Origin of the sequence: Desulfuromonas sp. KJ2020 (genome assembly GCF_024197615.1) — a bacterium.
In the GTDB taxonomy this organism is placed as follows: Bacteria; Desulfobacterota; Desulfuromonadia; order Desulfuromonadales; family SZUA-540; genus SZUA-540.
Genome location: NZ_JAKUKE010000001.1, coordinates 920,366 through 943,147, shown reverse-complemented (window position 1 = coordinate 943,147; position 22,782 = coordinate 920,366). Strand labels below are relative to the sequence as shown.

22 protein-coding genes are annotated in these 22,782 nt (G+C 52.5%); all 22 read right to left on the bottom strand.

Going from position 1 to position 22,782, the window contains the following annotated elements; all coding sequences use genetic code 11:
* Window positions 1-21: 21 nt before the first annotated feature.
* The gene (gene mqnC, locus MJO47_RS04325; RefSeq protein WP_253959888.1) at window positions 22-1,095 is read right to left on the bottom strand and encodes a cyclic dehypoxanthinyl futalosine synthase; all 1,074 of its coding nucleotides are present in this window, start codon (window positions 1,093-1,095) and stop codon (window positions 22-24) included.
* The gene (gene mqnE, locus MJO47_RS04320; protein WP_253959887.1) at window positions 1,092-2,174 is read right to left on the bottom strand and encodes an aminofutalosine synthase MqnE; all 1,083 of its coding nucleotides are present in this window, start codon (window positions 2,172-2,174) and stop codon (window positions 1,092-1,094) included. The genes mqnC and mqnE overlap by 4 nt, the downstream gene beginning before the upstream one ends.
* Before the next feature lie 4 nt (window positions 2,175-2,178).
* The gene (locus MJO47_RS04315) at window positions 2,179-2,784 is read right to left on the bottom strand and encodes a UbiX family flavin prenyltransferase (protein WP_253959886.1); all 606 of its coding nucleotides are present in this window, start codon (window positions 2,782-2,784) and stop codon (window positions 2,179-2,181) included.
* Window positions 2,785-2,806: 22 nt separating this feature from the next.
* Complete coding sequence (locus MJO47_RS04310; RefSeq protein ID WP_253959885.1) at window positions 2,807-3,682, bottom strand: UbiA-like polyprenyltransferase; 876 nt, start codon at window positions 3,680-3,682, stop codon at window positions 2,807-2,809.
* Window positions 3,683-3,811: 129 nt separating this feature from the next.
* Complete coding sequence (locus tag MJO47_RS04305) at window positions 3,812-5,206, bottom strand: UbiD family decarboxylase (protein ID WP_253959884.1); 1,395 nt, start codon at window positions 5,204-5,206, stop codon at window positions 3,812-3,814.
* A 147-nt stretch (window positions 5,207-5,353) separates the two neighbouring features.
* Complete coding sequence (locus MJO47_RS04300) at window positions 5,354-6,814, bottom strand: NADH-quinone oxidoreductase subunit N (protein WP_253959883.1); 1,461 nt, start codon at window positions 6,812-6,814, stop codon at window positions 5,354-5,356.
* Window positions 6,815-6,862: 48 nt separating this feature from the next.
* On the bottom strand, window positions 6,863-8,419 hold the full coding sequence (locus tag MJO47_RS04295; protein WP_253959882.1) for an NADH-quinone oxidoreductase subunit M: 1,557 nt from the start codon (window positions 8,417-8,419) through the stop codon (window positions 6,863-6,865).
* 46 nt (window positions 8,420-8,465) lie between these two features.
* A complete protein-coding gene (gene nuoL / locus MJO47_RS04290) occupies window positions 8,466-10,448 on the bottom strand; it encodes an NADH-quinone oxidoreductase subunit L (RefSeq protein ID WP_253959881.1) in 1,983 nt (660 codons plus the stop codon).
* Window positions 10,449-10,491: 43 nt separating this feature from the next.
* Window positions 10,492-10,794 (bottom strand): NADH-quinone oxidoreductase subunit NuoK, encoded by a 303-nt coding sequence (gene nuoK, locus MJO47_RS04285; RefSeq protein WP_253959880.1) that lies wholly within the window; start codon window positions 10,792-10,794, stop codon window positions 10,492-10,494.
* A gap of 25 nt (window positions 10,795-10,819) precedes the next feature.
* A complete protein-coding gene (locus tag MJO47_RS04280) occupies window positions 10,820-11,323 on the bottom strand; it encodes an NADH-quinone oxidoreductase subunit J (protein ID WP_253959879.1) in 504 nt (167 codons plus the stop codon).
* A 20-nt stretch (window positions 11,324-11,343) separates the two neighbouring features.
* Window positions 11,344-11,739: an NADH-quinone oxidoreductase subunit NuoI gene (gene nuoI, locus MJO47_RS04275; protein WP_256502235.1), complete on the bottom strand. Its 396-nt coding sequence runs from the start codon at window positions 11,737-11,739 to the stop codon at window positions 11,344-11,346.
* 27 nt (window positions 11,740-11,766) lie between these two features.
* Window positions 11,767-12,804, bottom strand: coding sequence for an NADH-quinone oxidoreductase subunit NuoH (nuoH, locus tag MJO47_RS04270; RefSeq protein ID WP_253959878.1), 1,038 nt, complete (start codon window positions 12,802-12,804; stop codon window positions 11,767-11,769).
* Window positions 12,805-12,865: 61 nt separating this feature from the next.
* Complete coding sequence (locus MJO47_RS04265; protein WP_253959877.1) at window positions 12,866-13,828, bottom strand: tetratricopeptide repeat protein; 963 nt, start codon at window positions 13,826-13,828, stop codon at window positions 12,866-12,868.
* A 25-nt stretch (window positions 13,829-13,853) separates the two neighbouring features.
* A complete protein-coding gene (gene nuoG, locus MJO47_RS04260; protein WP_253959876.1) occupies window positions 13,854-16,334 on the bottom strand; it encodes an NADH-quinone oxidoreductase subunit NuoG in 2,481 nt (826 codons plus the stop codon).
* A 33-nt stretch (window positions 16,335-16,367) separates the two neighbouring features.
* Window positions 16,368-18,149, bottom strand: a complete 1,782-nt coding sequence (gene nuoF, locus MJO47_RS04255) for an NADH-quinone oxidoreductase subunit NuoF (protein ID WP_253959875.1) — start codon at window positions 18,147-18,149, stop codon at window positions 16,368-16,370.
* Between the two features lie 44 nt (window positions 18,150-18,193).
* Window positions 18,194-18,691 carry an NADH-quinone oxidoreductase subunit NuoE gene (nuoE, locus tag MJO47_RS04250; RefSeq protein WP_253959874.1) on the bottom strand — a complete coding sequence of 166 codons (498 nt, stop codon included), beginning with the start codon at window positions 18,689-18,691 and terminating at the stop codon, window positions 18,194-18,196.
* 28 nt (window positions 18,692-18,719) lie between these two features.
* On the bottom strand, window positions 18,720-19,898 hold the full coding sequence (nuoD, locus tag MJO47_RS04245; protein ID WP_253959873.1) for an NADH dehydrogenase (quinone) subunit D: 1,179 nt from the start codon (window positions 19,896-19,898) through the stop codon (window positions 18,720-18,722).
* A gap of 45 nt (window positions 19,899-19,943) precedes the next feature.
* Window positions 19,944-20,426: an NADH-quinone oxidoreductase subunit C gene (locus MJO47_RS04240; RefSeq protein ID WP_253959872.1), complete on the bottom strand. Its 483-nt coding sequence runs from the start codon at window positions 20,424-20,426 to the stop codon at window positions 19,944-19,946.
* A gap of 41 nt (window positions 20,427-20,467) precedes the next feature.
* Window positions 20,468-20,977: an NADH-quinone oxidoreductase subunit B family protein gene (locus MJO47_RS04235; RefSeq protein WP_253959871.1), complete on the bottom strand. Its 510-nt coding sequence runs from the start codon at window positions 20,975-20,977 to the stop codon at window positions 20,468-20,470.
* Window positions 20,968-21,324: an NADH-quinone oxidoreductase subunit A gene (locus MJO47_RS04230; protein ID WP_253959870.1), complete on the bottom strand. Its 357-nt coding sequence runs from the start codon at window positions 21,322-21,324 to the stop codon at window positions 20,968-20,970. The genes MJO47_RS04235 and MJO47_RS04230 overlap by 10 nt, the downstream gene beginning before the upstream one ends.
* Before the next feature lie 257 nt (window positions 21,325-21,581).
* A complete protein-coding gene (gene rsxE / locus MJO47_RS04225; protein WP_253959869.1) occupies window positions 21,582-22,175 on the bottom strand; it encodes an electron transport complex subunit RsxE in 594 nt (197 codons plus the stop codon).
* A complete protein-coding gene (locus MJO47_RS04220; RefSeq protein ID WP_253959868.1) occupies window positions 22,172-22,780 on the bottom strand; it encodes an RnfABCDGE type electron transport complex subunit G in 609 nt (202 codons plus the stop codon). Before MJO47_RS04220 ends, rsxE begins: the two co-directional genes overlap by 4 nt.
* Between the last annotated feature and the right edge of the window lie 2 nt (window positions 22,781-22,782).

Below are 22,782 nucleotides of genomic sequence, written 5' to 3'. Positions count from 1 at the left end.
GTGTCGTCCTTTTCTGTCCGTTCAATATTCCTGCAGTATCTGATAGAGGGTGTTGCGTTTGGCTGGAATGAAGCCGGCCTCGCGCGCCAGCGTAATGATTTCGTCCTGCGACAGGCGGAAGGTCACCCCGGCGGCGGCCACGACATTTTCTTCGAGCATGGTTCCCCCCAGGTCGTTGGCTCCGAAAAAGAGGGCCACCTGGGCCATCTTGTCCCCCTGGGTCACCCAGCTGGCCTGGATGTTGTCGATGTTGTCAAGCACCAGGCGCGACAGCGCCAGCACCTTCAGGTATTCGATCCCCGTCGCCACCTGACCGCCCAGTTCGGTATTGTCCGGCTGAAAGGTCCAGGGAATGAAGGCGGTAAAACCACCCGTTTTCTGCTGGATTTCCCGAATGCGGAAGAGATGCTCGACGATGTCCCTCGTCCCCTCCTTGGAGCCGAACATCATGGTTGCCGTCGTGCGCATCCCGAGGCCGTGAGCAGCCTTCATGACCTCTGCCCACTGCTGCCAGCCGATTTTGTTGGGGGAGATCTGCTGGCGCACCTCGTCGACGAGCACCTCGGCGCCGCCCCCCGGCACCGAATCGAGACCGGCGGCCTGCAGACGCAAGAGGCACGCCGTCATACTGAGGCCGGAAAGACGGGCCACATGGATAACCTCGGCAGGAGAGAGAGAATGCACCTGCATGGACGGGAAAGCGGCCTTGATTCGGCGGAAGAGAGTCTCAAACCAGGATATCTTGAGATCGGGATGCAGCCCTCCCTGCATGAGAAGCTGGGTGCCGCCATGGTCGGCCAACTCCTGCACCTTGGCGAGAATCTCGTCCTGGGAAAGCAGATAGGCATCCTTGGCTTCGGCCTCCCGATAAAAGGCGCAGAAGCGACAGCGGGACTGGCAGACGTTGGTGTAATTGACGTTGCGGTCGACCACGAAAGTCACCCTGCCGTGGGGATGTTTCTGGCGTCGCAATGCATCGGCCAGCTTCCCCAGCGTCAGCAGATCCGCCTGCTCCAGCAGGGTCAGGGCCTCGGTCCGGTCGAGGTTTTTACCCTGGCACACCTTTTCCACTACCTGGGACAGTTCTGTGCTCATGTCGCCTCTCCCAGTTCCCGGTAGAGGGTATCGCGCTCCACCGGTATCTTGCCTGCCTTACGGATCATGTCCACCAGGTGTTCCTTGGCCAGGATCTGAGGCGACTCGGCTCCGGCGTCATGCCCGATCTTTTCTTCCACCACGGTGCCATCCAGATCGTTCACGCCAAAGGCCAGGGCGACCTGGGCGATCTTCAGGCCGAGCATGACCCAGTAGGCCTTGATGTGCTGGAAATTGTCGAGAAAGATGCGGCTGATGGCCAGGGTTTTGAGGGCATCAACCCCGCCGACGCCTTTGGCGCCGGGTACCCGCGTGTTGTCGGGCTGAAAGGCCAGGGGAATGAAGGCCTGAAAACCGCCGGTGCGATCCTGCAGGGCGCGCAGCTTGGCCAGGTGGTCCACCCGGTCTGCGTAGGACTCCAGATGGCCGAACAGCATGGTGGCATTGGTTTTAAGTCCCGCCCGGTGGACCTTTTCGACCACTTCGAGCCAACGGGCGCCCGTGATCTTTTCGGGACAGATCTTTTCACGTACCGCCGGCGCGAAGATTTCGGCCCCGCCGCCCGGCATCGAGCCTAAGCCGGCGCCCTTCAGGTCCTCAATAACCTGCTCCACGGAACGACCGGAGAGCTTGCTGAAATAATCGATTTCCACGGCGGTAAAGGCCTTGAGATGAACCTGCGGGCACGCCTTTTTGATGCTTGCGAGCATCTCAAGATAGAATCCATAGGGCAGTTCTGGATGGAGTCCGCCGACGACATGGATTTCCGTGGCGCCGGCATTGCTGGCCTCTTTCGCTTTATCCAGAATCTCCTCCAGAGCCAGGGTATAACCGCCCTTCTCTTCGGCGGTTTTGCAGAAGGCGCAGAAAGTACACTGGTTGACGCAGACGTTTGAGTAATTGATATGGCGATTGACGTTGAAATAGACTCGCTTGCCGTTTTTTTGCTCGTTGGCCAGGGCGGCCAGCTCACCGATTTCCAGCAGATCTTTGGCTTCGAAGAGGGTCAGAGCTTCAGCCTCGGTTATTCGTCCCCCCCCCACTATTCGATCTCTGATTTGTTCATAGAGTGCTTCCATTGTGCTACTCCTGCAGCTGCCCCCAACGCGGGAACAGGGTGTGTTCTATATCTAGGCTATCCAAAACTTTGCCAATAACGTGGTTTACCAGATCGTCCATGGTTTGGGGGTGGTGGTAAAATCCCGGCATGGCGGGCAGGATGTGAGCTCCGGCACGACTGAGTTTGAGTAGATTTTCCAGATGAATTTGATTTAGCGGCGTTTCCCTAGGCACCAGAATCAGCTCCTTGCGCTCCTTCAGCACCACATCCGCCGCTCGCTCCACCAGGTTCCCACTGATTCCAGCGGCCAGGCGGGCCGCCGTCCCCATGGAACAGGGGATGACCACCATGGCCTGAGGTACGGCAGAACCGCTGGCCAGGGGAGCAAACATATCCTGCTCCTCGTAAACCCAGAGGTTCTGGTTGCCGCCAAAGTGCGCGGCTATCTTTTCCTGCCTCTGGACCTTACTGCCAGACCAGTTCAGGCCAGTTTCGTGATGCAGCACGTCCAAACCAGACCGGGTCAGCACCAGAGATACCCGGCAATTCGCCCTGAGCAGTTCTTCGACCAGGCGCACCCCGTAAACGGCCCCGGAGGCTCCCGTCATCGCCACGGCTATATGCTTCATGAAACGGTCCCCTTTTCTGCGCTCAAACCAGGCTGTCCACCAGCGTAAAGACAAAAATAGTCACACTGATATACCCGTTCATATTGAAGAAGGCCGCATCTAGCCTCGACAGGTCGTCTGCCTTGACCAGCAGATGCTCATAGAACAGAAGTCCGGTGACCACCAGGACGCCAAGCAGGTATATCCACCCCAGTCCCGGCATCGACAGAAGGAGAGCCAGCAGAAAGACCATCACAGCGTGAAAGGACCGGGCAAGAAGAAGAGATCTTTCTACACCCAAACGGGCCGGGATGGAGTGCAGGTTTTGCTCGCGATCAAAATCGAGGTCCTGCAGGGCATAGAGGATGTCGAACCCGGCTACCCAGAAAAGCACCGCCAGGCCCAGGACCAGTACCTGCCAGCTCACATCCCCCCGCAAAGCGATCCAAGCACCAATGGGCGCAGCGGCCAGACAGATTCCCAGCACAATGTGGGCGAGTGCGGTAAAGCGTTTACAGAAGGAATAAAGGGCCAGAAAAAACAAGGCCAGAGGGGACAATTTGAGACAAAGGGGGTTGAGCATCCAGGCCGAAAAGAGCAGAAGAGCAAAAGATGCCAGCACGAAAATCCAGGCCTCGCGCCGGGAAACTTTACCCGCCGGGATATGACGCTGGGCCGTGCGTGGGTTTTGGGCATCGATGCGTGCATCAATAATGCGGTTGAGTCCCATGGCCCCGGAGCGGGCACCGACCATGGCCAGGCAAATCCAGACAATCTGCATCAAGGTGGGCAACGCGGCACTGGCCAGGGAGGCGAGAATAACCCCCATCAGGGCGAAGGGGAAGGCGAATACGGTGTGGGAAAACTTGATCATCTCAAGGAGAGTTTTCCCTCTCTCCCAAAAACTCACTTCCGTCATAATTATTGTCACCTTATATTCTTTTGGCTTGTGGACAAAAAGCGAATTCTACACCTGCCCGTAACCGGCAGACAAGGGATTTCCTGACCTGACCCTTAGGCTTCTCGGTTCTCCTTGGACGCGTAACTTTTATAAACCATAATCACCCCACCTTCTGGCCAGCAACTGTTGGATGGCGGCGCTTTCCTTAATCGGGTTTCGATCGCTCTCAAAACCCGGCTCGCCTGCCACTTTGCTCGTAGCATCGATGCCGACCTGATCCCCATTCACCAGGATATCTGTGCCAGGATTTACCGAGTTCATGAGGCGCCACAACAATCCACTTCCTTCGCTCAGATTGGTCCCCTCGTCGAAGACAGCCAGCAGACGGGCTCTCGGCCACCAGGATCCCGACCATAATTGCCTGATTCTCTCTGCACCCTCACCCGGACCATTTTTCTTGATGGACAAAAAGGTGCACTGATGAAAAATTCCCTCCATTGGCTGATAGATATCCTCGATCCATGGATAATCCATTTGTATTAGGGGCAGGAAAAGGCGTTCGGTAAATTTGGCCATATAGCAATCTTCCATGGGAGGCGGCCCCACCACGGTGCAGGTATATACCGGGTCCTCTCTGCCGGTAAGCGTATGCACCCGAAACAAAGCGGCCCTTTGCGGGATATCGTAAAAGCCGGTGTGATTCCCGAAAGGACCTTCAGTCACCGTCTCATCCCTGTCGACATAGCCCTCCAGCACGAAATCGGCCCCCGCGGGAACACGAAGCCCGTGAATCAGACTGGTCGCCATGGGTACCGGCTCCCCCCTCAGGAAGGCCGCAAAGGCGGCTTCATCGCACCCTTTCGGCACGGGGGCGCAGGCGGCATACATGAGAGCCGGCGCTCCACCCAGGGTAATAGCGACCGGGGTTTTTTGCATGCGCTGGCGGTAAAGCTCATGATGCCTGGCGCCATCCGAGGAAGGAGCCCAATGAATGGCGAGCTGGTTGTTTCTTGTTAATTGAACACGATACAGGCCGTAGTTGTGCTGACCCGACTCCGGATCTCTGGTAATGACCAAGGGAAGAGTCAGATAACGGCCGCCGTCCTTTGGCCAGGTTTTGAGCGCTGGTACGTATTTTTCAACCGTCGGACTTTTGTCAAATATGTGCGCCTGGCAAGGAGGTTTTTCAACCAAGAGGGGCCTGAAATCCTCCCGTTCCAAAAAAACTTTTAATTTCTGAAAACTGGTAGACCCCAGTTCAGAACGAATCGCTGCAGCAAGCTGTTTGCCGAGCATATCAGCATCGTGACCCCCCATCGCCAGCTGCATTCGTCGAAAAGAACCAAACAAATTAGTGCCTACGGGAATGGGATAACCTTTGACCTGATGAAAGACTAAACCAGGACCGCCGTCATCGCGTTTACTGATACGGTCGGTAATGGCGGCAATTTCCTGATCCCAATCGACCTCAGCGGTTATATGGTGAAGCTCTCCTTCATGATCCAATATCTGCAAAAACGACCGGATATCATCTATAGCCATGGCGGTCCTCGGATTGGGTTGTCATCAGGTTTGCGGATCGATCCGATAACAATAACAAAACCTGATTAACGAGTTAACCAGGACGATGCATGCCCCAAAAAAAAACCCCGGCGTTAGCCGGGGCTCGAGATTTCAAAAAGATGGTTACTAAAAAGTTGCCAGCTTCGCAAGTTCCATAACTGACCCGGGCAAAATACCGAGGTAAAGAACGCCGACGATGGCGATCACGATTGAAACAGCAGCTCCAGCATGAATCTTGACCCAACTGAAATCCTCTTCGGGATTCTTGAAGTACATATAAACAATCACCCGGAGGTAGTAATAAAGCGAAACAGCTGAATTCAGTACACCCAGAACGGCAAGCCAGACGTACCCAGCCTTGACGGCACCGGCAAAGATATAGAATTTGCCAGCGAATCCAGCTGTAGGAGGAATGCCCATCAGGGAGATCAAGAAAATGGTCATTGCTACACCCAGCATCGGCCGCTTAAAACCGAGTCCGGAAAAACCTTGAAGAGTAAGGTTTTCCTCACCCGTTTTACCAGCAAGAACAAGGATAGCAAAGGCCCCAATATTCATAAAGGTGTAGGCCAGCATGTAGAAAAGGATGCCAGAGAGACCTATTTCATTGGCTGCCACCAGACCAACCAGAGCGTAGCCTGCATGGGCAATGGATGAATAGGCCAGCATGCGTTTAAGGTTGGTCTGGTAGATGGCGATAAAGTTGCCCACAATCATGGTCAATACGGCCAGAATCCAAAGAAGCGCGGTCCAATCCGCCTCCATCCCTTCCATCCCGATAGTGAGCACCCGAATAAAAGCGGCAAAGGCAGCGGCCTTGGGGCCGGCGCTCATAAAGGCGGTGACGGGAGTGGGGGCACCCTGATAAACATCAGGAGTCCACATATGAAAAGGAGCAGCTGCCACCTTGAAAAGAAATCCAACACTGATGAGAAGCATGCCGGCAATGGCCATCGGGCTAGTCAGGGTCTGCGGATTGGCTGCAAAATAATCGGCAATGGTTTGAATTTTGGTCGAACCGGTTACACCGTAGGTAAGGGCAATACCATAAAGGAGAAAGCCGGTGGAAAACGCTCCAAGAAGAAAGTATTTAAGACCGGCTTCGTTGGATTGGATTTGGCCACGGAACAAACCAGCCAGAGCGTAAAGGGAAATGGACAGAACCTCAAGCCCGAGGAAGACGGTCATCAGATCGTTTCCAGAAGCCATCCACATGGCACCGGCGGTGGTAAACAGAATCAGAGGATAATATTCACCAATAGGATACCCTTCACGCTTGAGATAGTCATCCGACATCAGGATGGTCAATCCGGCCGCGACCAGAAAGGTAATGTTAAAAAAAGTGGCAAAATTATCCAGAACAACGCTGTCGTAAAAGCCGGTCTGGGGATTATTCCATGCGGCCAGGGAATAGAAGCCGGTGACAATGATACCCAGAACAGATATCCAGGCGACGTGCGTTGTTTGCCCCCGACGGGAAAAAACACTTACAAGCAGGGTCACCATACCAAAACAGGTCAAGACCAGTGATGGCATGATCGCCCCGAAATTAACGGACTGAATGGCTTGTTGCACCAGATTTTCCATGGAAATGCTCCTTCGGAAGCGTTTTTATACGGAAGTATGCTATGAGACCTAGTTTTGCTCGCCGAAATATTGAGGCTGAATTTGCTCCACAATAGCGACCTGCTGCTTACCATTGACCTGATCAATAAACTGCTCGATGGCAGGGTTCATCTTCTCAAGAAATGTGTTGGGATATACACCGATCCAGAAGACAAAGAGCAGGAGCGGAAGCATAAGAACAACTTCACGCATGGACAGGTCTTTAAGCTTGGCGTTTTCAGGATTCTTGACTTCGCCGAACATAACCCGCTGAAACATCCAGAGCATATAAACCGCGGCGAAAATAACGCCGGTAGTGGCAAATACTCCGTACCATCTCAACTTGCTTTCAAAGGAGCCCATAAGAATCAGGAATTCACCGACGAATCCATTAGTTCCGGGCAGGCCGACAGAAGAGAACGTCACAATCATGAAAATTGTGGCGAAAATCGGCATGACCTTGGCAATGCCCCCAAACTCGGCAATAGCCCGAGTGTGTCGGCGTTCATAAATAAAGCCGACGATGAGGAACAGTGCACCAGTCGAGATGCCATGATTGATCATCTGCAGCATACCGCCAGCCACACCCTGCATATTAAGAGCAAAGATGCCAAGCATGACGAAGCCAAGGTGGGATACGGAAGAGTAGGCGACCAGCTTTTTAACGTCATCCTGCATCATCGCTACCAAAGCGCCGTAAATGATGCCAATGACCGCCAGCAGCGACAGAAAGGGAATAAACTGGTGAGTTGCCTCAGGAAAGAGAGGCATGGCGAAGCGCACGTATCCATACGTTCCCATTTTAAGCAGGATTGCGGCCAGGATTACCGAACCGGCAGTGGGCGCTTCGGTGTGGGCGTCAGGCAACCAGGTGTGGACCGGAAACATGGGAACCTTGATGGCGAAACTGAAGGCAAAAGCCAGGAAAAGCCATTTCTGCAATGCGGGATCAAGGGAGAGCTTGTAGAAGTCGGCAATAGCGAAGCCGTTGTCAGCCAAACCGGCCGTGGTAGCCTGATAATAAACGAAAATGATAGCCACCAGCATGAGCAGCGAGCCAACGGCAGTGAATATGAAAAACTTTACAGCGGCATAAATGCGATTTTTTCCACCCCAGATACCGATCATAAAGTACATGGGGATGAGCATCAATTCCCAGAAAATGTAGAAGAGGAAGAGGTCCAGGGAGATAAAGGCACCCAGCATGGCTGTTTCAAGCAGAAGCATGACCGCCATATAGCCTTTGACATTCTTTTCAACAGCCTGCCAGGTTGAAAGAATCGCGATGGGCATAATGAAGGTAGTGAGAAGAACCAGCCACAGGCTAATTCCGTCAACACCGACATTGTAGTTCATCTGAAAAAAGTCGCCGACGCTAATCCAGCGCGCAAATTCAGTGTAGTGCATGGCAGCCGAGGTTTTGAAAACGTCGTCAAAAGCAAGCGGCAAACTGATGAAAAAGGTGATTAGTGTCACCACCAGCGTAAAACCTTTAAGCAAACCGCTGTTTTCCTTAGGAATGAACAGCAGAGCCAGCATCCCAACGAGTGGGAAGAAGGTCATCAGGCTGAGAAGATGTTCGGTCATTGGAATTCGCTCCTTATTTCACTTCTATCGCAGATCTAAGCGCCACTTATTTGAAGACGTAATAGCCAACAATGATGACGACACCAACAACCATGCTCAGGGCATAATTGTGAACAAAGCCGGTCTGAGTAAGACGCAGCCCTCTGGAGCAGAGGTTAACAATCCGGCCAAGACCATTAACAATGCCATCGACAACGATGACGTCGAAACCCTTCCAGAAGAAGGTACCGGCCTTCTTGGTTGCGTTGACAAAAAGAGCGTCATAAAGTTCGTCAACATACCATTTGTTGAATACGGCACGATGGAGCCCCTGGAAGGCGGCCACGAACTTGCCGGGCAGTTCGGGTTTGGCCAGATAGAAGAACCAGGCCCCGACAATACCTACGAGGGCAATACCAACGGAAACCCCCATTAGCCCGAACTCAAGAGCGTGAGATCCGTGAGCAGAAATATGGTGGGCCTCCTGAGTGGCTGCGAAGACAGGGGCCAGAAAATGCTCAAGCTTGTTGGGGATGTGACCAAACAGCTCCCCAATGACGGCGGGTACACCCACATAGCCGCCAAAAACAGCGAGAACACCCAGAACCATCAGGGGGATGGTGATAACCAAGGGCGATTCATGAATATGGTCTTTGGCCTTGACATGAGTACGCTGTTTCCCGTGAAAGGTCATGAAAACGAGGCGGAACATGTAGAAGGCCGTCATACCGGCCGCAATGGCGCCAACCAGCCAAAGGAGCCAGTGCCCGCGAGTGGAGCCGAAAGCCCACCAGAGAATCTCATCCTTCGAAAAGAAGCCTGAGAAGCCAGGAATACCGGCAATAGCAATGGTAGAGACCAGAAAAGTCAGATAGGTGATAGGCATCTTTTTGGCCAGTCCACCCATATTGCGCATATCCTGCGCATCGTCATGCAAATGAGCATGATGATAGGCATGATGCATCGCATGGATAACGGAACCGGAGCCAAGGAAGAGACAGGCTTTGAAAAATGCGTGGGTCATGAGGTGAAAAACACCAGCGGTGAAGGCGCCAACACCCATGGCCAGGAACATGTAGCCCAACTGAGAGACGGTAGAATAGGCCAGGACGCGTTTGATATCGTTCTGGGCCAGGCCTATGCTCGCGGCGAAAATTGCGGTTGCCGCACCGACAATGGCGATAACCATCATGGTGTCGGGAGCCATGGCGAACAGACCATTCATCCGGCCGATCATATAGACACCTGCGGTAACCATCGTTGCGGCGTGGATCAGTGCCGAAACGGGGGTAGGACCCTCCATCGCGTCAGGCAACCAGGTGTAAAGGGGAATCTGGGCCGACTTACCAGTTGCACCCAGGAAGAAGCACAGTGTGACGAGAGTAACAACTACACTGCCGGTTCCGAGAAGATGGCCGTGCTTGGCAATCTCGACAAAGTTAACGGTCCATACTCCATGATCGTTGCCCAGCGTCCAAAACAGGATGAAGAGTGCGACCAGAAAACCGAAGTCCCCGATACGATTGACCACAAAAGCCTTCTTGGCAGCGTCTCCGGCGCTCTTCTTATGGTAATAGTAACCAATCAGGAGGTACGAACAGAGGCCAACCCCCTCCCAGCCAATGAACATGACAAGGGCATTGTTACCAAGTACCAGCATCAGCATGGAAAAGGCAAAAAGGTTCAGATAAGAAAAGTATCTGAAAAACCCTTCTTCCCCGTGCATGTAACCAATGGAGTACAGATGAATAAGAGATCCAACCCCGGTGACTACCATGATCATCAGTGCGGACAAAGGGTCGAGGAGAAAACCCCAGTCCACCTGCAGATTGCCGACGGACATCCAGGAGGCGATCACATTCTCATGAACTTTAACAGGGTCTTTGAGAAGCTGAAGGAAGTAATTGGTTGAGACCACAAAGGAGGAGGCAATCGCCAGGGTACCGATGGTCCCAATCACCTTCTCATTCTTGATCTTCGAGCCGAAAAGTCCGTTAATGATGGACCCCAGCAAGGGAAAGAATGGTATAAGCCACAGTTTGTCGTACATCTATCTCTCCTCTAAGCGGATTAACCCATAGTACAGGGAGCAATTACCATTTAAGAAGGTTAAAGTCTTCTACCTCAATGGACTCTTTGTTCCGGAAAAATGCAATCATAAGAGCGAGCCCTATTGCTGCCTCTGATGCCGCAACAGCCATGACAAAGAAGACAAAGACCTGGCCATCCATATTTCCAAGAAAATGAGAAAGGGCAATAAAGGAAAGATTTACCCCATTGAGCATCAGTTCGATGCACATAAAGACGACAATGGCATTTTTCCTTGTCAATACTCCGAAAGTGCCCAGTGAAAACAGGATTGCACTTATAACAAGATAATGGTGAACGGTAATCATGATCTATCTCCTGTCCTTTTGGTGACTATACTTCTTTTTTGGCCAGCACCAACGCACCGACAATGGCAACGAGGAGCAGGATCGATGCAATTTCAAAGGGAAGAAGAAACTCGGTGAAAAGGCTTAGACCAAGAAGTTCGGTATGTCCAACCTGGTTTACGAGCTCTCCCGTCACCTCGCCGACTTGCCCAGTGACATTGCTGCGATTGAGAAAGACAGCAGCCTGAATAAAAAGAAGCAGGGCCACCAGGCCTGACCAGGCCAGACTATGAGAGGTCTTTTTCATGGTAGCAGTGCCAAGGTTAAGAAGCATGATGACAAAGATAATCAGCACAATAATGGCGCCAGCATAGACCATGATCTGAATCGCGGCCATAAAGGGAGCATTGAGCATGATGTAGAAGGTAGCAAGGCACACGAAGGTCATGACGAGCGAAAGAGCGCTATTGATAGGGCTCTTGCAAGTCACCACCATCACTCCGGAAAGGACCGCGACAAAGGCGACCAGAGAGAAAAAGAGAAGTTCCATGGATTCAGCTCCTATACCAGTTACTTGAGAAGTCGCTCTTTGGTGAAGGTGAAGTTTTCGCGCTTGTAGTTGGCAAGTTCATATTCACCGGTCATCTCCAGCGCCTCAACGGGGCAAGCCTCTACGCAGTAGCCGCAGAAAATGCAGCGCAGAAGATCGATCTGGTAAACTTTGGGATATTTTTCTCCCTTTTCGTTTTCAGCCGATTCGACGGTAATACATTTTGCAGGGCAAACAGTCGGGCAGAGATAGCATGCCACGCACTTTTCCCGCTCATGCGTCGGGACCAGACGATGTAGTCCGCGAAAACGATCCGAAGTGGGCAACTTCTCCTTCGGATATTGAACCGTAGTCGAATTTCCCGGCAGCATATGCTTGAAGGTGATGCTGAGACCTTTAATAAACTCTTTAAACATGGGCCTATCCTCGTGTCAGGTTTTAAATTACTGCATCATGAGAACGACGATGCCGGTAACGACGACGTTTGCCAATGCCAGAGGGATGAACACCTTCCAGCCGATAAACATCAATTGGTCATAACGTACCCGGGGCATAGTGGCACGCAGCCAAATGAAGAAAAACATGAAGGCAAAAACCTTGAGCAGCAGATTGATTGGCCCAGGGAAGGGACCGGCCCAACCACCGAGAAACAGGGTAGCTGCAATAGCGGAGATCACCACCATGTTGGCATATTCAGCCATGAAAAACAGGGCGTATTTCATGGAGGAATATTCCGTGCAGAAACCCGAGACCAGCTCTGTTTCGGCCTCTGGCAGGTCGAAAGGCGTCCGGTTGATTTCAGCCAAAGACCCTACTACAAAGAGGGCAAAAGCGAGTGGCTGGGACAGAATGTACCAGTTCGGCAGGAAGGAGAAGAGGGGATGGGCGCCAGACTGGGCCTCAACGATACCACGCAGACTCAGGGTCTCAGCCAGCATAAAGACAGCAACAATAGAAAGCCCAGCGGCCAGTTCGTAGGATACCATTTGGGCGGAAGAGCGAATTCCTCCAAGCAGCGAGTATTTGCTATTGGAAGCCCAACCCGCCAGGACGATACCATAAACACCCAGACCAGCCATGGCCAGGACATACAGGATGCCCACATTGAGGTCGGTAATCTGCAGGGGCACCAGATAGCCAAAGACCTCCATGTCCGGACCAAAGGGCACAACTGCGACAGTAATGAAGGCAGGCACCAGGATCATCATTGGCGCCAGGACAAAAGGAACCTTGGATGCTTCCGCAGGAATAATATCTTCTTTAAAGAACAACTTCAGCCCGTCTGCAATCGGTTGCAGCAAACCATGCCAACCTGTCTGCATGGGACCGAGTCGGGTCTGCATGTGACCAATCACCTTGCGCTCTACCCAGGTTGCATAGGCGACGATAAGAATCAGCACCACGAACACTGCTAGGATCTTGACAAGCATAGCTGCAAGAAACAGCGGCACATTGTTTGAGAGGCTCAACAATTCAGGCATAATGACAATCCTCTTCCTTGATCGATTAAGATGTGCTCTTTATTACAATAAAACTGCTAACTTAGAAACCAGGCTTATGAGGCGTGGTCATTTCTTTCAAGTGTTTTTGCAGATACAATGCTTCGCGATGTTGCGGATTGTACTCCAAAGCTTTGCTGATAGCGACCCTGGCCGCATCCATCAGATCGAGCTGCAGATTGCACTCAGCGAGACGAATATAGGTCTCAACATCCTTGGCGTTGAGTCTTACTGCTTGATTGTAGGCGCTGATGGCCGAGTCGAATTGTCCTGTTTTTCTGTAAACTTCACCCAGCATATAGTGAGCTGGGGCAAAACGTTCATTGGCTTCAGTCGTTTTCTGAAACTGGTCGGCCGCCTCATCCCATTGCCCCGCCCGGTAGAAAGCCATCCCCAGATCGAAGCGAGCGGCAGTATAGGACGGGCTGATATCTACGACCGTTTTAAATTGCTCAATGGCCTGTTGGTTGTCCCCTTTTTGTGAAAATACGATACCGAGTATATAAAGGGCTCGAGTATATTTGGGGTTGATCTTTATGGCTTCAGTCAGCGCTTTTTCGGCTTTTTCGAGGTCCGAATTCCTCAGATAGGACAACCCGAGCCGATAATGGGTTTCAGCGCTCCCGGGGTTGAGCTTCAACGCCTCGTTATAGCTTTGAATGCTTGCGTCGAGATCTCCCAGGCCGTATTGGGCCATTCCGAGTTTGAAGTAGACGCGAAAACTCTTTTCACTACCTTTCAGTGCCTTGTTGAAACCGTCTACCGCATCCTGCAAGTCACCGCGGTCATAAAGCGCCAGACCCTTATAATAGTAACCCTTGGCGAAATCTTCCTTGAGACCTACAGCGCGGTCCCAAAGATGCAAGGCTTCATCGATCAGTCCACGGTGGTAGAGCTCAAGTGCTTTCTCATGCAGAAATTCGGCATTTTGCTCCAGATTAACGCCGCACTGTTCACAGTACCTCGCCTTGGCGGAGACACTGGTTTTACACTGTGGGCACTCCATAGCTCCTCCGGCTGGATTGAGAGCCTTACTTGCTCAGCTGCACCGGGACAACCGCCTCACCTTTGTAGAGTCGATTGATTTCAGCCGAGGCAAAATGGTAGGGCGCAAACACCACACCCTGGGGCAGACGCCGATCAACTTTGGCTTTCAGTTTGATTTGGCCTCCTTCAGCCTTGACGGTAATCATGTCCCCATCGACAACGTTGAGCTTTTTAGCATCTTCCTGACCAAACTCAAGGTAAGGCTCTGATACTACGGAGAGAGGCCCCTTGGCTCGCGTAGACATCGTTCCGCTATGATAGAGCGAGCTGCCGGTGACGAGCAGGAATTCGCTGTTTGCCACGTCCTCAGCAGCGACGGCCACGACACGCTTTTTCTTGGGTGCAAGGATGTCCCCGCCCCACACGACACCTTGAGCCCCTATGGCTTCCATCTGGAGGCCGGCGTATTCCTGAATGTTGGCCGCGATGTCTGCAAAGACAGCTGCAGCACTCGTGTAAGAGACGTTGCGACCAAAACGTGCAGAGAGTATTTCGAAAATTTCAAAATCTGTCTTCGCTTCACCCGGGCTGCTCACACCAGGGCGTACACGCTGGATACGACGCTCAGCGTTGGTGAAGGTACCGTCTTTTTCGGCGAATGAGGTGGCAGGGAGAACCACATTGGCCTGCTGGGCGGTCGGCGACAGAAAGATGTCCTGTACGACGAGAAAGGGAACTGCTTTAAGCGCTGCTTCCAACTGGCTGCGGTCCGGATAGGAGGTAAGCAAATCCTCACCCACCACATAGAGAGCGGAAAGGTTGCTGCTTTGGGCAGCCTCAAGCATAGCCTTGGCGCCCAGAGCCCCCTGCTCGGGCAGGATGCCGAGATCAATAGCGCCCTGACTGTTGGATTTTTCACCACAAAGATAAAGGCCAGAACCTTCACGACCGGCGTTGCCGGTAAGGATAGCCAGGTTCGCGGCAGCAATGGCGAGTTCTTTGCTCTGGGCCGTGTAAGGTAAACCGTAGGCCAACAGAATCGCACTTTTCTTGGCGCTGGAAAGAGCCCGGGCCGCGGTTTCAATTGCCTCAGCGCTTACACCGGTTCTGTCGGCTACTTCGTTCGGCGCAAATTTGGCGAGACCGATCTTGAGTTCCTCGATCCCTTCTACACCTTCAGTTACGGCCAAGCCCTCATCAAGAAGAACGCGGGCGATGGCGTTGAGAATCTGAATTTCGGTGCCAGGCTTGCCAAGAAGGGTTTTGGCGTGGGGCAGCTTGGAGAACTTGCCCTTTTTGTCAGAGACGATGAAGAGTTGTGCATCGTGCCGTTTCACCGCTTGGTTGACGACCATCCCAAATACCGGGTGCGTTTCATAGAAGTCGGAGCGGATAGCCAAAACCGTGTCGCAGGACTCGACCTGCGGAAAAGTGCCGGTAGACGCCTTCACCCCAAGAGTTTCGAATAAACCCTCAGTGACCCCTTTGTAGCATTCGCCGCCGGAGTGATCGAGATTGCCGGTGCCAAGGGTCTTAGCGAGGTTTTTCAACAGGAAGAACTCCTCGTTGGTTAACCGCGCTCCTGCCAATACACCGATCCCCTTTTCATTGCGGGCCCGATCGAAGCCTTGAACGACCGCCTCGATGGCTTCTTCCCATTCCGCTTCGACGAGTTGTCCGTCCTTGCGGATCAAGGGCTTGCGAATCCGGTCTTCATGATGGATATAGCCGTACCCAAAGCGCCCACGAATGCACAGGTTGCCATCATTGACACCAGTTTTGTCATTAAAGCGAATAGTTTCGACCTTATCATTCAGAACACCGAGGGTAACTGTGCAGCCATTGCCGCAGTACCCGCAAACCGTATCTACTTCATTAAGCTGCCAGGGTCTCGCCTTGAACTTAAACGGACGAGGCAGTATGGCTCCGACCGGACACATGGAAACACATTGCCCGCAAAATTCACAGTTGAGTCCGCGATCGAAGGCCGTGGCAATTTTGGTTTCAAAACCGCGGTTAATGAACGAGTAAGAACCGTACCCGACGATTTCGTCACAAACACGGACGCACTTCCCACAAAGGACACAACGATTCATGTTGCGTTCGATAAGGGGATTGACTTCGTCCGTCGGCAGATCAAATTTCTCACCGCTAAAACGGTTCTTAACGACCTCGTATTCAAAAGTGAGATCCTGCAGATCACACTCGCCCGCCTTGTCACAGACTGGACACTCGACAACATGGTTGACAAGCAAGAATTCCAGTACGGTCTTTCGGACCTTGGTTATTTCAGGTGAAGTCGTCGTTACGACCATCCCCTCGGTGACGGGGGTCGTACAAGAAGGGATCAGGCGCCCCTTCATCTGTTCCACTTCAACGAGACAAACCCTGCAAGCCCCGTAAGGCAGAAGCTTCTTAGCATAGCAGAGCACCGGGATGTCGATCCCGGCCTCTTTTGCGGCTTCATAAATTGTAGCCGACTTCTTTACAGTGATCTGCTTGCCGTCAATAGTAAGATTTACCATCTTAACCTCGTATCAAATCAGCTAGGGACCTGGCTATTCAATGGCCATAAAGGGGCAGGCATCATAACAGGAGGTACACTTGGTGCACTTTTCCTTATCGATGACCGCAACCTGCTTCTTTTCCCAAATGATGGCATCGACAGGGCATACCTTGTAACACATGCCGCACATTTTGCAGGCCTCTTTGATGACTTCAAATTTGAGAAGCGGCTTACAGGAATGGGAAGGACAGTATTTATTATTGATGTGGGTTTCGTATTCATTACGGAAATAACGAATAGTGGACAGAACCGGATTAGGTGCCGTCTGTCCCAAGCCACACAGGGAGCTTTTCTTAATGTCGTAGGCCATATCCTCGAGCATCTCGATGTCACCTTCGCGACCTTCGCCGGAGGTGATGCGCTCAAGGATTTCCAGCATGATCTTGAGACCAATGCGACAGGGGATACATTTCCCGCAGGACTCCACCCTGGTAAAATTCAGAAAGAAGCGGGCAATATCAACCATGCAGGTCGTTTCGTCCATGACGACCAACCCGCCGGAACCCATCATGGCGCCAGCCTTGATAAGGGAGTCATAATCAACCTGTGCATCCAGGGCGTCGCCAGGCAGACAACCACCCGAAGGGCCACCGGCCTGCACAGCCTTGAACTTGCGGTTTTTCAAAATTCCGCCGCAAACATCAAAGATAACTTCGCGCATGGTGGTGCCGGCAGGAACCTCGACAAGACCGGTGTGCTTGACCTTCCCGGTGAGAGCGAAAATCTTGGTTCCCTTGGTGCCTTCGGTGCCAATACTGGAATACCAGTCGGCCCCATTATAAAAAATGTACGAGACATTGGCGAAAGTCTCAACGTTATTGATATTGGTCGGCTTGCCCCAGAGACCGCGCACGGCGGGAAAGGGCGGACGGGGTCGGGACATGCCGCGCTGCCCCTCGATGGAGGCCATCAGAGCGGTTTCCTCACCGCAGACGAACGCACCGGCGCCAGCCTTGATGCGCATATCGAAGTCAAAACCGAGACCCATGCAGTTTTTGCCGAGAATACCTTTTTCGTAGCAGGTATCGATGGCTTTCTGTAACCGCTTAATAGCAAGGGGATATTCAGCCCGGCAATAGACATACCCGAAGGTGCAGCCGATAGCATAGGCACCGATCATCATGCCTTCGATCAAGCCATAGGGATCGCCTTCAAGAATAGACCGGTCCATAAAGGCCCCGGGGTCACCTTCGTCGGCATTGCAGATCAAATATTTTTCATTGCCAGGAGAGGCTGCGCAGAAGGACCATTTAACGCCGGTAGGAAAACCACCGCCCCCACGACCTCTGAGTCCAGCACGCTTAACTTCGTCAATGACCTCGGCCGGCGCCATGGTAACTGCCTTCTTAATGCCCTCAAAGCCCCGGTGGGCCATGAAGTCATCAATACTTTCAGCATTAACCGTACCGCAACGCGAAAAAACAACGCGATGCTGCTTTTCGAGGAATTTTTCGTAATAGGGACCTGCCTTCTTTTTATCGACAGGCTGGTTGGCCAGAACATGTTCTTCGACAATCTGGGGCACGATTTCAGGGGTTACAAAATCGTAGGTGACCCCATCCTGCCCAGGCATAACAATATCGACCAGAACGTCGTTGGCACAGAGTCCTCGACAGCCAGTTCCGATAACTTCACAACGTTTGCCAATTTTGGCTTCTACACCCTTCTTGGCAAATTCCTCTTCAAAAGCCTCTGCTACTGCCTTAGCTCCGGAAGCCAAACCCCCGGTGCCCTGACAGATAAGGACTTTTATGTTTTCAGCATTTGCGGCCATATGGATTCATCCCCGCCTTAGGATTGGGTTTGTAAAAGAAATCTTCAGTCCATTGCCTTATATTTGGCAATAACCTCGTCCATCTTCTGAACCGTCATACTGCCGTAGGTGCCATCGTTGACCATGATAACGGGCGCCATACCACAAGCGCCGATACAGGCCACGTATTCAGCAGTGAATTTGAGGTCTTCCGTCGTTTCAGCATGGCCAATACCCAGCCTCTCCTTGAGTGTATCGGCGATGCGACCAGCCCCCTTTACGTGACAGGCGGTTCCCATGCATACCCTGACGATGTATTTGCCTCGCGGCTCCAGATGGAACTGCGCATAAAAGGTCAACACACCGTAGATCTGGCTGGTATAGACATTGAGACGCTCGGCGATCAGATGCACACAAGGTTCAGGGATATACCCGTAGGCCTCTTGCACCTCCTGCAGAACGGGCATAAGAGCCCCATGCATATCAATATATTTGTCGATGACCTGATTGGCTGCGGTCAGATCGATCTCCTGCTCCTGAACAGTTTCCGCGGCATTGCTCATAACCTAAACCCCTTTGTCCAGCAATCAGTTAACGGTCGATCTCGCCAAGTACGATATCGAGAGTACCAATAATGGCTACAACGTCAGGTATCATGCGGCCCACGACCATCTGCGGCAGCGCCTGCAGATTGACGAAGGAAGGAGAGCGTATTTTCATACGATAGGGGTGAGACGAGCCATCGGAAACCAAATAAAAGCCAAGCTCTCCCTTCGGGTTTTCACACCCCTGGTAAACTTCGCCAACCTCGGGCTTGAACCCTTCCGAAATGAGCTTGAACTGATGGATAAGAGCTTCAATCGTATTGACGACATCCTGCTTGGGAGGCAGACAGACCTTAGGCAGATCGGCGATAACGGGACCGGGCTTGAGCTTGGCAATGGCCTGCTTCACCAACTTGCAGGACTCACGGATTTCAAGCAGACGGACCTGGTAACGCCCCCAGGTGTCGCAATCCTGGCTGGTATAGACCTTGAAGTCGTAGTCTTCGTAACCGCTGTAGGCATCATCGCGGCGGAGATCCCAGTCAACCCCAGAAGCGCGCAAAGCCGGCCCGCTCAGACCAACGTCAATAGCATCTTCAGCAGAAATAACGCCAACCCCCATGATTCGCTTCTGCCAGATCTTATTCCCGGTGATGAGCCCTTCATAGGTGTCAACATGCCCCGGCATCTCATCCACGAACTGGCTGATCTCTTCCACAATGCCATCCGGGAGATCGGCAGAAAGTCCGCCCACGCGGAAATAATTGGTCGTCATACGAGCGCCAGAGATCTTCTCGTAAATATCCATGATGCGCTCACGCTCACGGAAGCAATAGAGAAAGACCGTCATGGCCCCAATATCGAGCGCGTGCGTGGCCAACCACACCAAATGGCTCTTGATACGAGTCAATTCGGCCAACAGAACCCGGACAACCTTGGCTCGCTCGGGAATCTCATCGGAAATGCCGAGCAGCTTCTCCACGGCCAGAACATAGGCGAGATTGTTGCTCATGGGAGCCAGGTAGTCGAGACGGTCGGTCAAGGGTAAAGTCTGGTGATAGGTGCGATACTCGGACAGCTTCTCCACCCCACGATGCAGAAAACCGATATGCGGGGTTGCTTTTTTAACCACTTCCCCGTCCAGCTCGAGGATCAATTGCAGTACGCCGTGGGTCGAGGGGTGCTGGGGACCCATATTCACGGTCATTGTTTCGGTCATTGCCATCACATGCCTCATCTATAGGAAATAAGTGAAATTCTCACAGATTGATCAGGAAACCCGCCCCTGGTAGGGACGACGGCCGGGCCCCTGCACGGGATAGTCCTTGCGCAACGGATGCCCTTCCCAATCTTCCGCCATGAGGATCCGGCGCAGATCCGGGTGGTTATTGAAGGAGATCCCCATGAGATCCCAACACTCCCTCTCGTGCCAGTTGGCAGTCGACCAGACTCCGGACACCGTATCCACCGTGGCGTCACTCTCCTCGACCGGCACCTTTAAACGCAGACGCTCCTTGGTGCCGATGTTGTAAAGGTGATAAACCACCATGAAACGGGGCGTTTTTCCAAGATAGTCAACGCCACAGAGGTCTGTCAGAAAGTTATAACCGACTTCCTTTTTCAGAAAGGTACATATTGCGACGATATCTTCTTTCTTTACCGTCACAGTTGTCTCACCCCTGAACTCCGCAACATCCAGAACTGAGCTGGCGTACTTGGCCTTCAATTTGCCAACGGCGGCATTTTCACTCATATCTCTATCCCTAGTTTAATGATCCAGTTGCACGGTTCAGCCTATGCTTCAAGAACCCTATCACCCACACCAATAGCGGCACCGAAGGAATTCTGCTCCTTCATGATCTTTTCCTGCAGCTTCTGCAGTCCAAACATCAAACCCTCGGGGCGGGGAGGACACCCGGGAACATACACATCGACCGGCAGAGCCTCATCGATGCCCTGCACGACACTATAGGTATCAAAAACACCACCGGAACAGGCACAGGCCCCCATCGCAATAACATACTTGGGCTCCGGCATCTGCTCGTAAACTACCTTGATGACGGGCAACATTTTCTTGGTAACCGTCCCGGCAATGATAATCAGATCCGCCTGACGAGGGGAGGCGCGAAAGAGAATACCCATGCGATCAAGGTCAAAGCGAGCAGCACCAGCAGCCATCATCTCGATCGCACAACAGGCAAGACCAAAAGTCATCGGCCACAGGGACTTGGCCCTGGACCAGTTGACCACCTTATCCAGCGTTGTGGTTATGACATTATTTCCAAGAGTCTGCTCTACTCCCATTCCAGTGCTCCTTTTTTCCAGTCATAAACAAAACCGATAACGAGGACAAAAAGAAAGACCCCCATAACCGCCGCGCCATACCAACCAAGCTGCTTAAAAACAACGGCCCAGGGATACATGAATACCACCTCGATATCAAAAACGATAAAGGCCACTGCAACCAGATAAAACTTGATCGAAAACCGCTCGTGAGCAGTCCCAATCAAGGGCATACCACATTCATAGGGGGCCAACTTGATGGCACTCGGCTTTTTCTGGCCGATCAACCAGGAAAACAGGACCGACCCCAACGCAAAAGCCAGCGCAACAGCGATGAGGACAAGTATCGGAAGATAAATGTCTAACATGAAACGGCTCCTCCCAACGGTGTTTTATAGCATTCAATCCAAGAAAAACCCCGGCACACTGCCGGGCTTGGCCGACTGCAAGTTAGGATAATTGGAATCCTTTGTCAAGGAAAAAATACAGTATACTGTATGCAATTATCTCTATCATTTCGGCGTATTAACAGCAGGTTAAGTCAATTATTTTGCTTGCACCCTCTGGTCGTTTCCCCCACTGGCCAGGTACAGAATACCTGACGGCAGCAGATGGACTTCAGGTCCTAGGATCTTCTGGATTCAAGACGGTTCATCAAAGCCAGGAGAAAGCCAAGAGCAATGAAGGCCCCCGGAGGCAGGATCATAAGGAGGAAAGGTTTATAGGTCGCCCCAAAAACGCTGTAGCCAAGCAAGGCCCCCGCACCCAAGATTTCACGCACAGCCCCCAGAAGAAACAAGGACAGAGTGAAGCCCAGCCCCATGCCGATCCCGTCCATCACCGATGCAGACAACGGATTTTTCGAGGCAAAAGCTTCCGCTCTCCCAAGAATTAGGCAGTTAACAACGATGAGGGGAATAAAGAGGCCAAGCGCTTTATACAAATCGTATAAATAAGCCTCCATGCATAGTTGCACAACGGTAACAAAGGAAGCCACGACGACAATAAAGGAGGGAATACGCACCTTGGAGGGGATGAGGCGACGCATGAGCGAAACGACGATATTGGAGCACACGAGGACAAAGGTGGTGGCTAAACCCATACCCAAACCATTTTCGGCGCTGGTGGTCACGGCCAGGGCCGGGCACATGCCAAGGACGAGCTTAAATACGGGATTCTCTTTCCATATCCCCTTGGAAAACTCCGCGACAAGCCTCATTTTACGCCCTCCCCGGAAGTCAGTATCTCTGTCCGGTTGGAAGAAAAAAACTCCAGCCCCTTCTTGACGGCACCCACAACGGCTCGGGGAGAAATGGTGGCGCCGGTGATCTGATCAAACTGCCCACCATCCTTTTTCACCCGCCAATCAGAATTCTCAAGACTTTTCCCGCTGAACTGCTGCTTAAACCAGGGCAACTCTATACCATCACCCAGACCGGGGGTTTCGGCATGAGACAGAATTTCCACGCCATGGACACGACCATCGGGCAGAACGCCCACCATAATGGTGATGTTGCCGCTGTAGCCGTCAGGCGCCACCACCTTAAAGGCCACCCCAGCCACCTGCCCCCCTGTTCGCCCACGATAAAAAGTGTGAACCACATCGCGCCCTTTTTTATCCTGGCCGGAAATCAGCGTCACCGTATCTTCATCAGGAGAATTATTGATATCAGCGGGCAAGACGGCCCGAATAGCCTTGAGGGTTTCCTGACGACGGGTTTCGGCGATGGGTGCCCTGGTCACCGCCTCCACCAGCGAGAGAATCAAGGCGGCACCAGCGGCAATAAGGGTCAATACAAGAGCAAGGCGTCCGATTTCTTTCATAA

Bases quoted from the DNA above. Each gene is read 5' to 3' on its own strand.
- mqnC (WP_253959888.1), bottom strand. From the start codon at position 1,095: ATGAGCACAGAACTGTCCCAGGTAGTGGAAAAGGTGTGCCAGGGTAAA.
- mqnE (WP_253959887.1), bottom strand. From the start codon at position 2,174: ATGGAAGCACTCTATGAACAAATCAGAGATCGAATAGTGGGGGGGGGA.
- MJO47_RS04315 (WP_253959886.1), bottom strand. From the start codon at position 2,784: ATGAAGCATATAGCCGTGGCGATGACGGGAGCCTCCGGGGCCGTTTAC.
- MJO47_RS04310 (WP_253959885.1), bottom strand. From the start codon at position 3,682: ATGACGGAAGTGAGTTTTTGGGAGAGAGGGAAAACTCTCCTTGAGATG.
- MJO47_RS04305 (WP_253959884.1), bottom strand. From the start codon at position 5,206: ATGGCTATAGATGATATCCGGTCGTTTTTGCAGATATTGGATCATGAA.
- MJO47_RS04300 (WP_253959883.1), bottom strand. From the start codon at position 6,814: ATGGAAAATCTGGTGCAACAAGCCATTCAGTCCGTTAATTTCGGGGCG.
- MJO47_RS04295 (WP_253959882.1), bottom strand. From the start codon at position 8,419: ATGACCGAACATCTTCTCAGCCTGATGACCTTCTTCCCACTCGTTGGG.
- nuoL (WP_253959881.1), bottom strand. From the start codon at position 10,448: ATGTACGACAAACTGTGGCTTATACCATTCTTTCCCTTGCTGGGGTCC.
- nuoK (WP_253959880.1), bottom strand. From the start codon at position 10,794: ATGATTACCGTTCACCATTATCTTGTTATAAGTGCAATCCTGTTTTCA.
- MJO47_RS04280 (WP_253959879.1), bottom strand. From the start codon at position 11,323: ATGGAACTTCTCTTTTTCTCTCTGGTCGCCTTTGTCGCGGTCCTTTCC.
- nuoI (WP_256502235.1), bottom strand. From the start codon at position 11,739: ATGTTTAAAGAGTTTATTAAAGGTCTCAGCATCACCTTCAAGCATATG.
- nuoH (WP_253959878.1), bottom strand. From the start codon at position 12,804: ATGCCTGAATTGTTGAGCCTCTCAAACAATGTGCCGCTGTTTCTTGCA.
- MJO47_RS04265 (WP_253959877.1), bottom strand. From the start codon at position 13,828: ATGGAGTGCCCACAGTGTAAAACCAGTGTCTCCGCCAAGGCGAGGTAC.
- nuoG (WP_253959876.1), bottom strand. From the start codon at position 16,334: ATGGTAAATCTTACTATTGACGGCAAGCAGATCACTGTAAAGAAGTCG.
- nuoF (WP_253959875.1), bottom strand. From the start codon at position 18,149: ATGGCCGCAAATGCTGAAAACATAAAAGTCCTTATCTGTCAGGGCACC.
- nuoE (WP_253959874.1), bottom strand. From the start codon at position 18,691: ATGAGCAATGCCGCGGAAACTGTTCAGGAGCAGGAGATCGATCTGACC.
- nuoD (WP_253959873.1), bottom strand. From the start codon at position 19,898: ATGGCAATGACCGAAACAATGACCGTGAATATGGGTCCCCAGCACCCC.
- MJO47_RS04240 (WP_253959872.1), bottom strand. From the start codon at position 20,426: ATGAGTGAAAATGCCGCCGTTGGCAAATTGAAGGCCAAGTACGCCAGC.
- MJO47_RS04235 (WP_253959871.1), bottom strand. From the start codon at position 20,977: ATGGGAGTAGAGCAGACTCTTGGAAATAATGTCATAACCACAACGCTG.
- MJO47_RS04230 (WP_253959870.1), bottom strand. From the start codon at position 21,324: ATGTTAGACATTTATCTTCCGATACTTGTCCTCATCGCTGTTGCGCTG.
- rsxE (WP_253959869.1), bottom strand. From the start codon at position 22,175: ATGAGGCTTGTCGCGGAGTTTTCCAAGGGGATATGGAAAGAGAATCCC.
- MJO47_RS04220 (WP_253959868.1), bottom strand. From the start codon at position 22,780: ATGAAAGAAATCGGACGCCTTGCTCTTGTATTGACCCTTATTGCCGCT.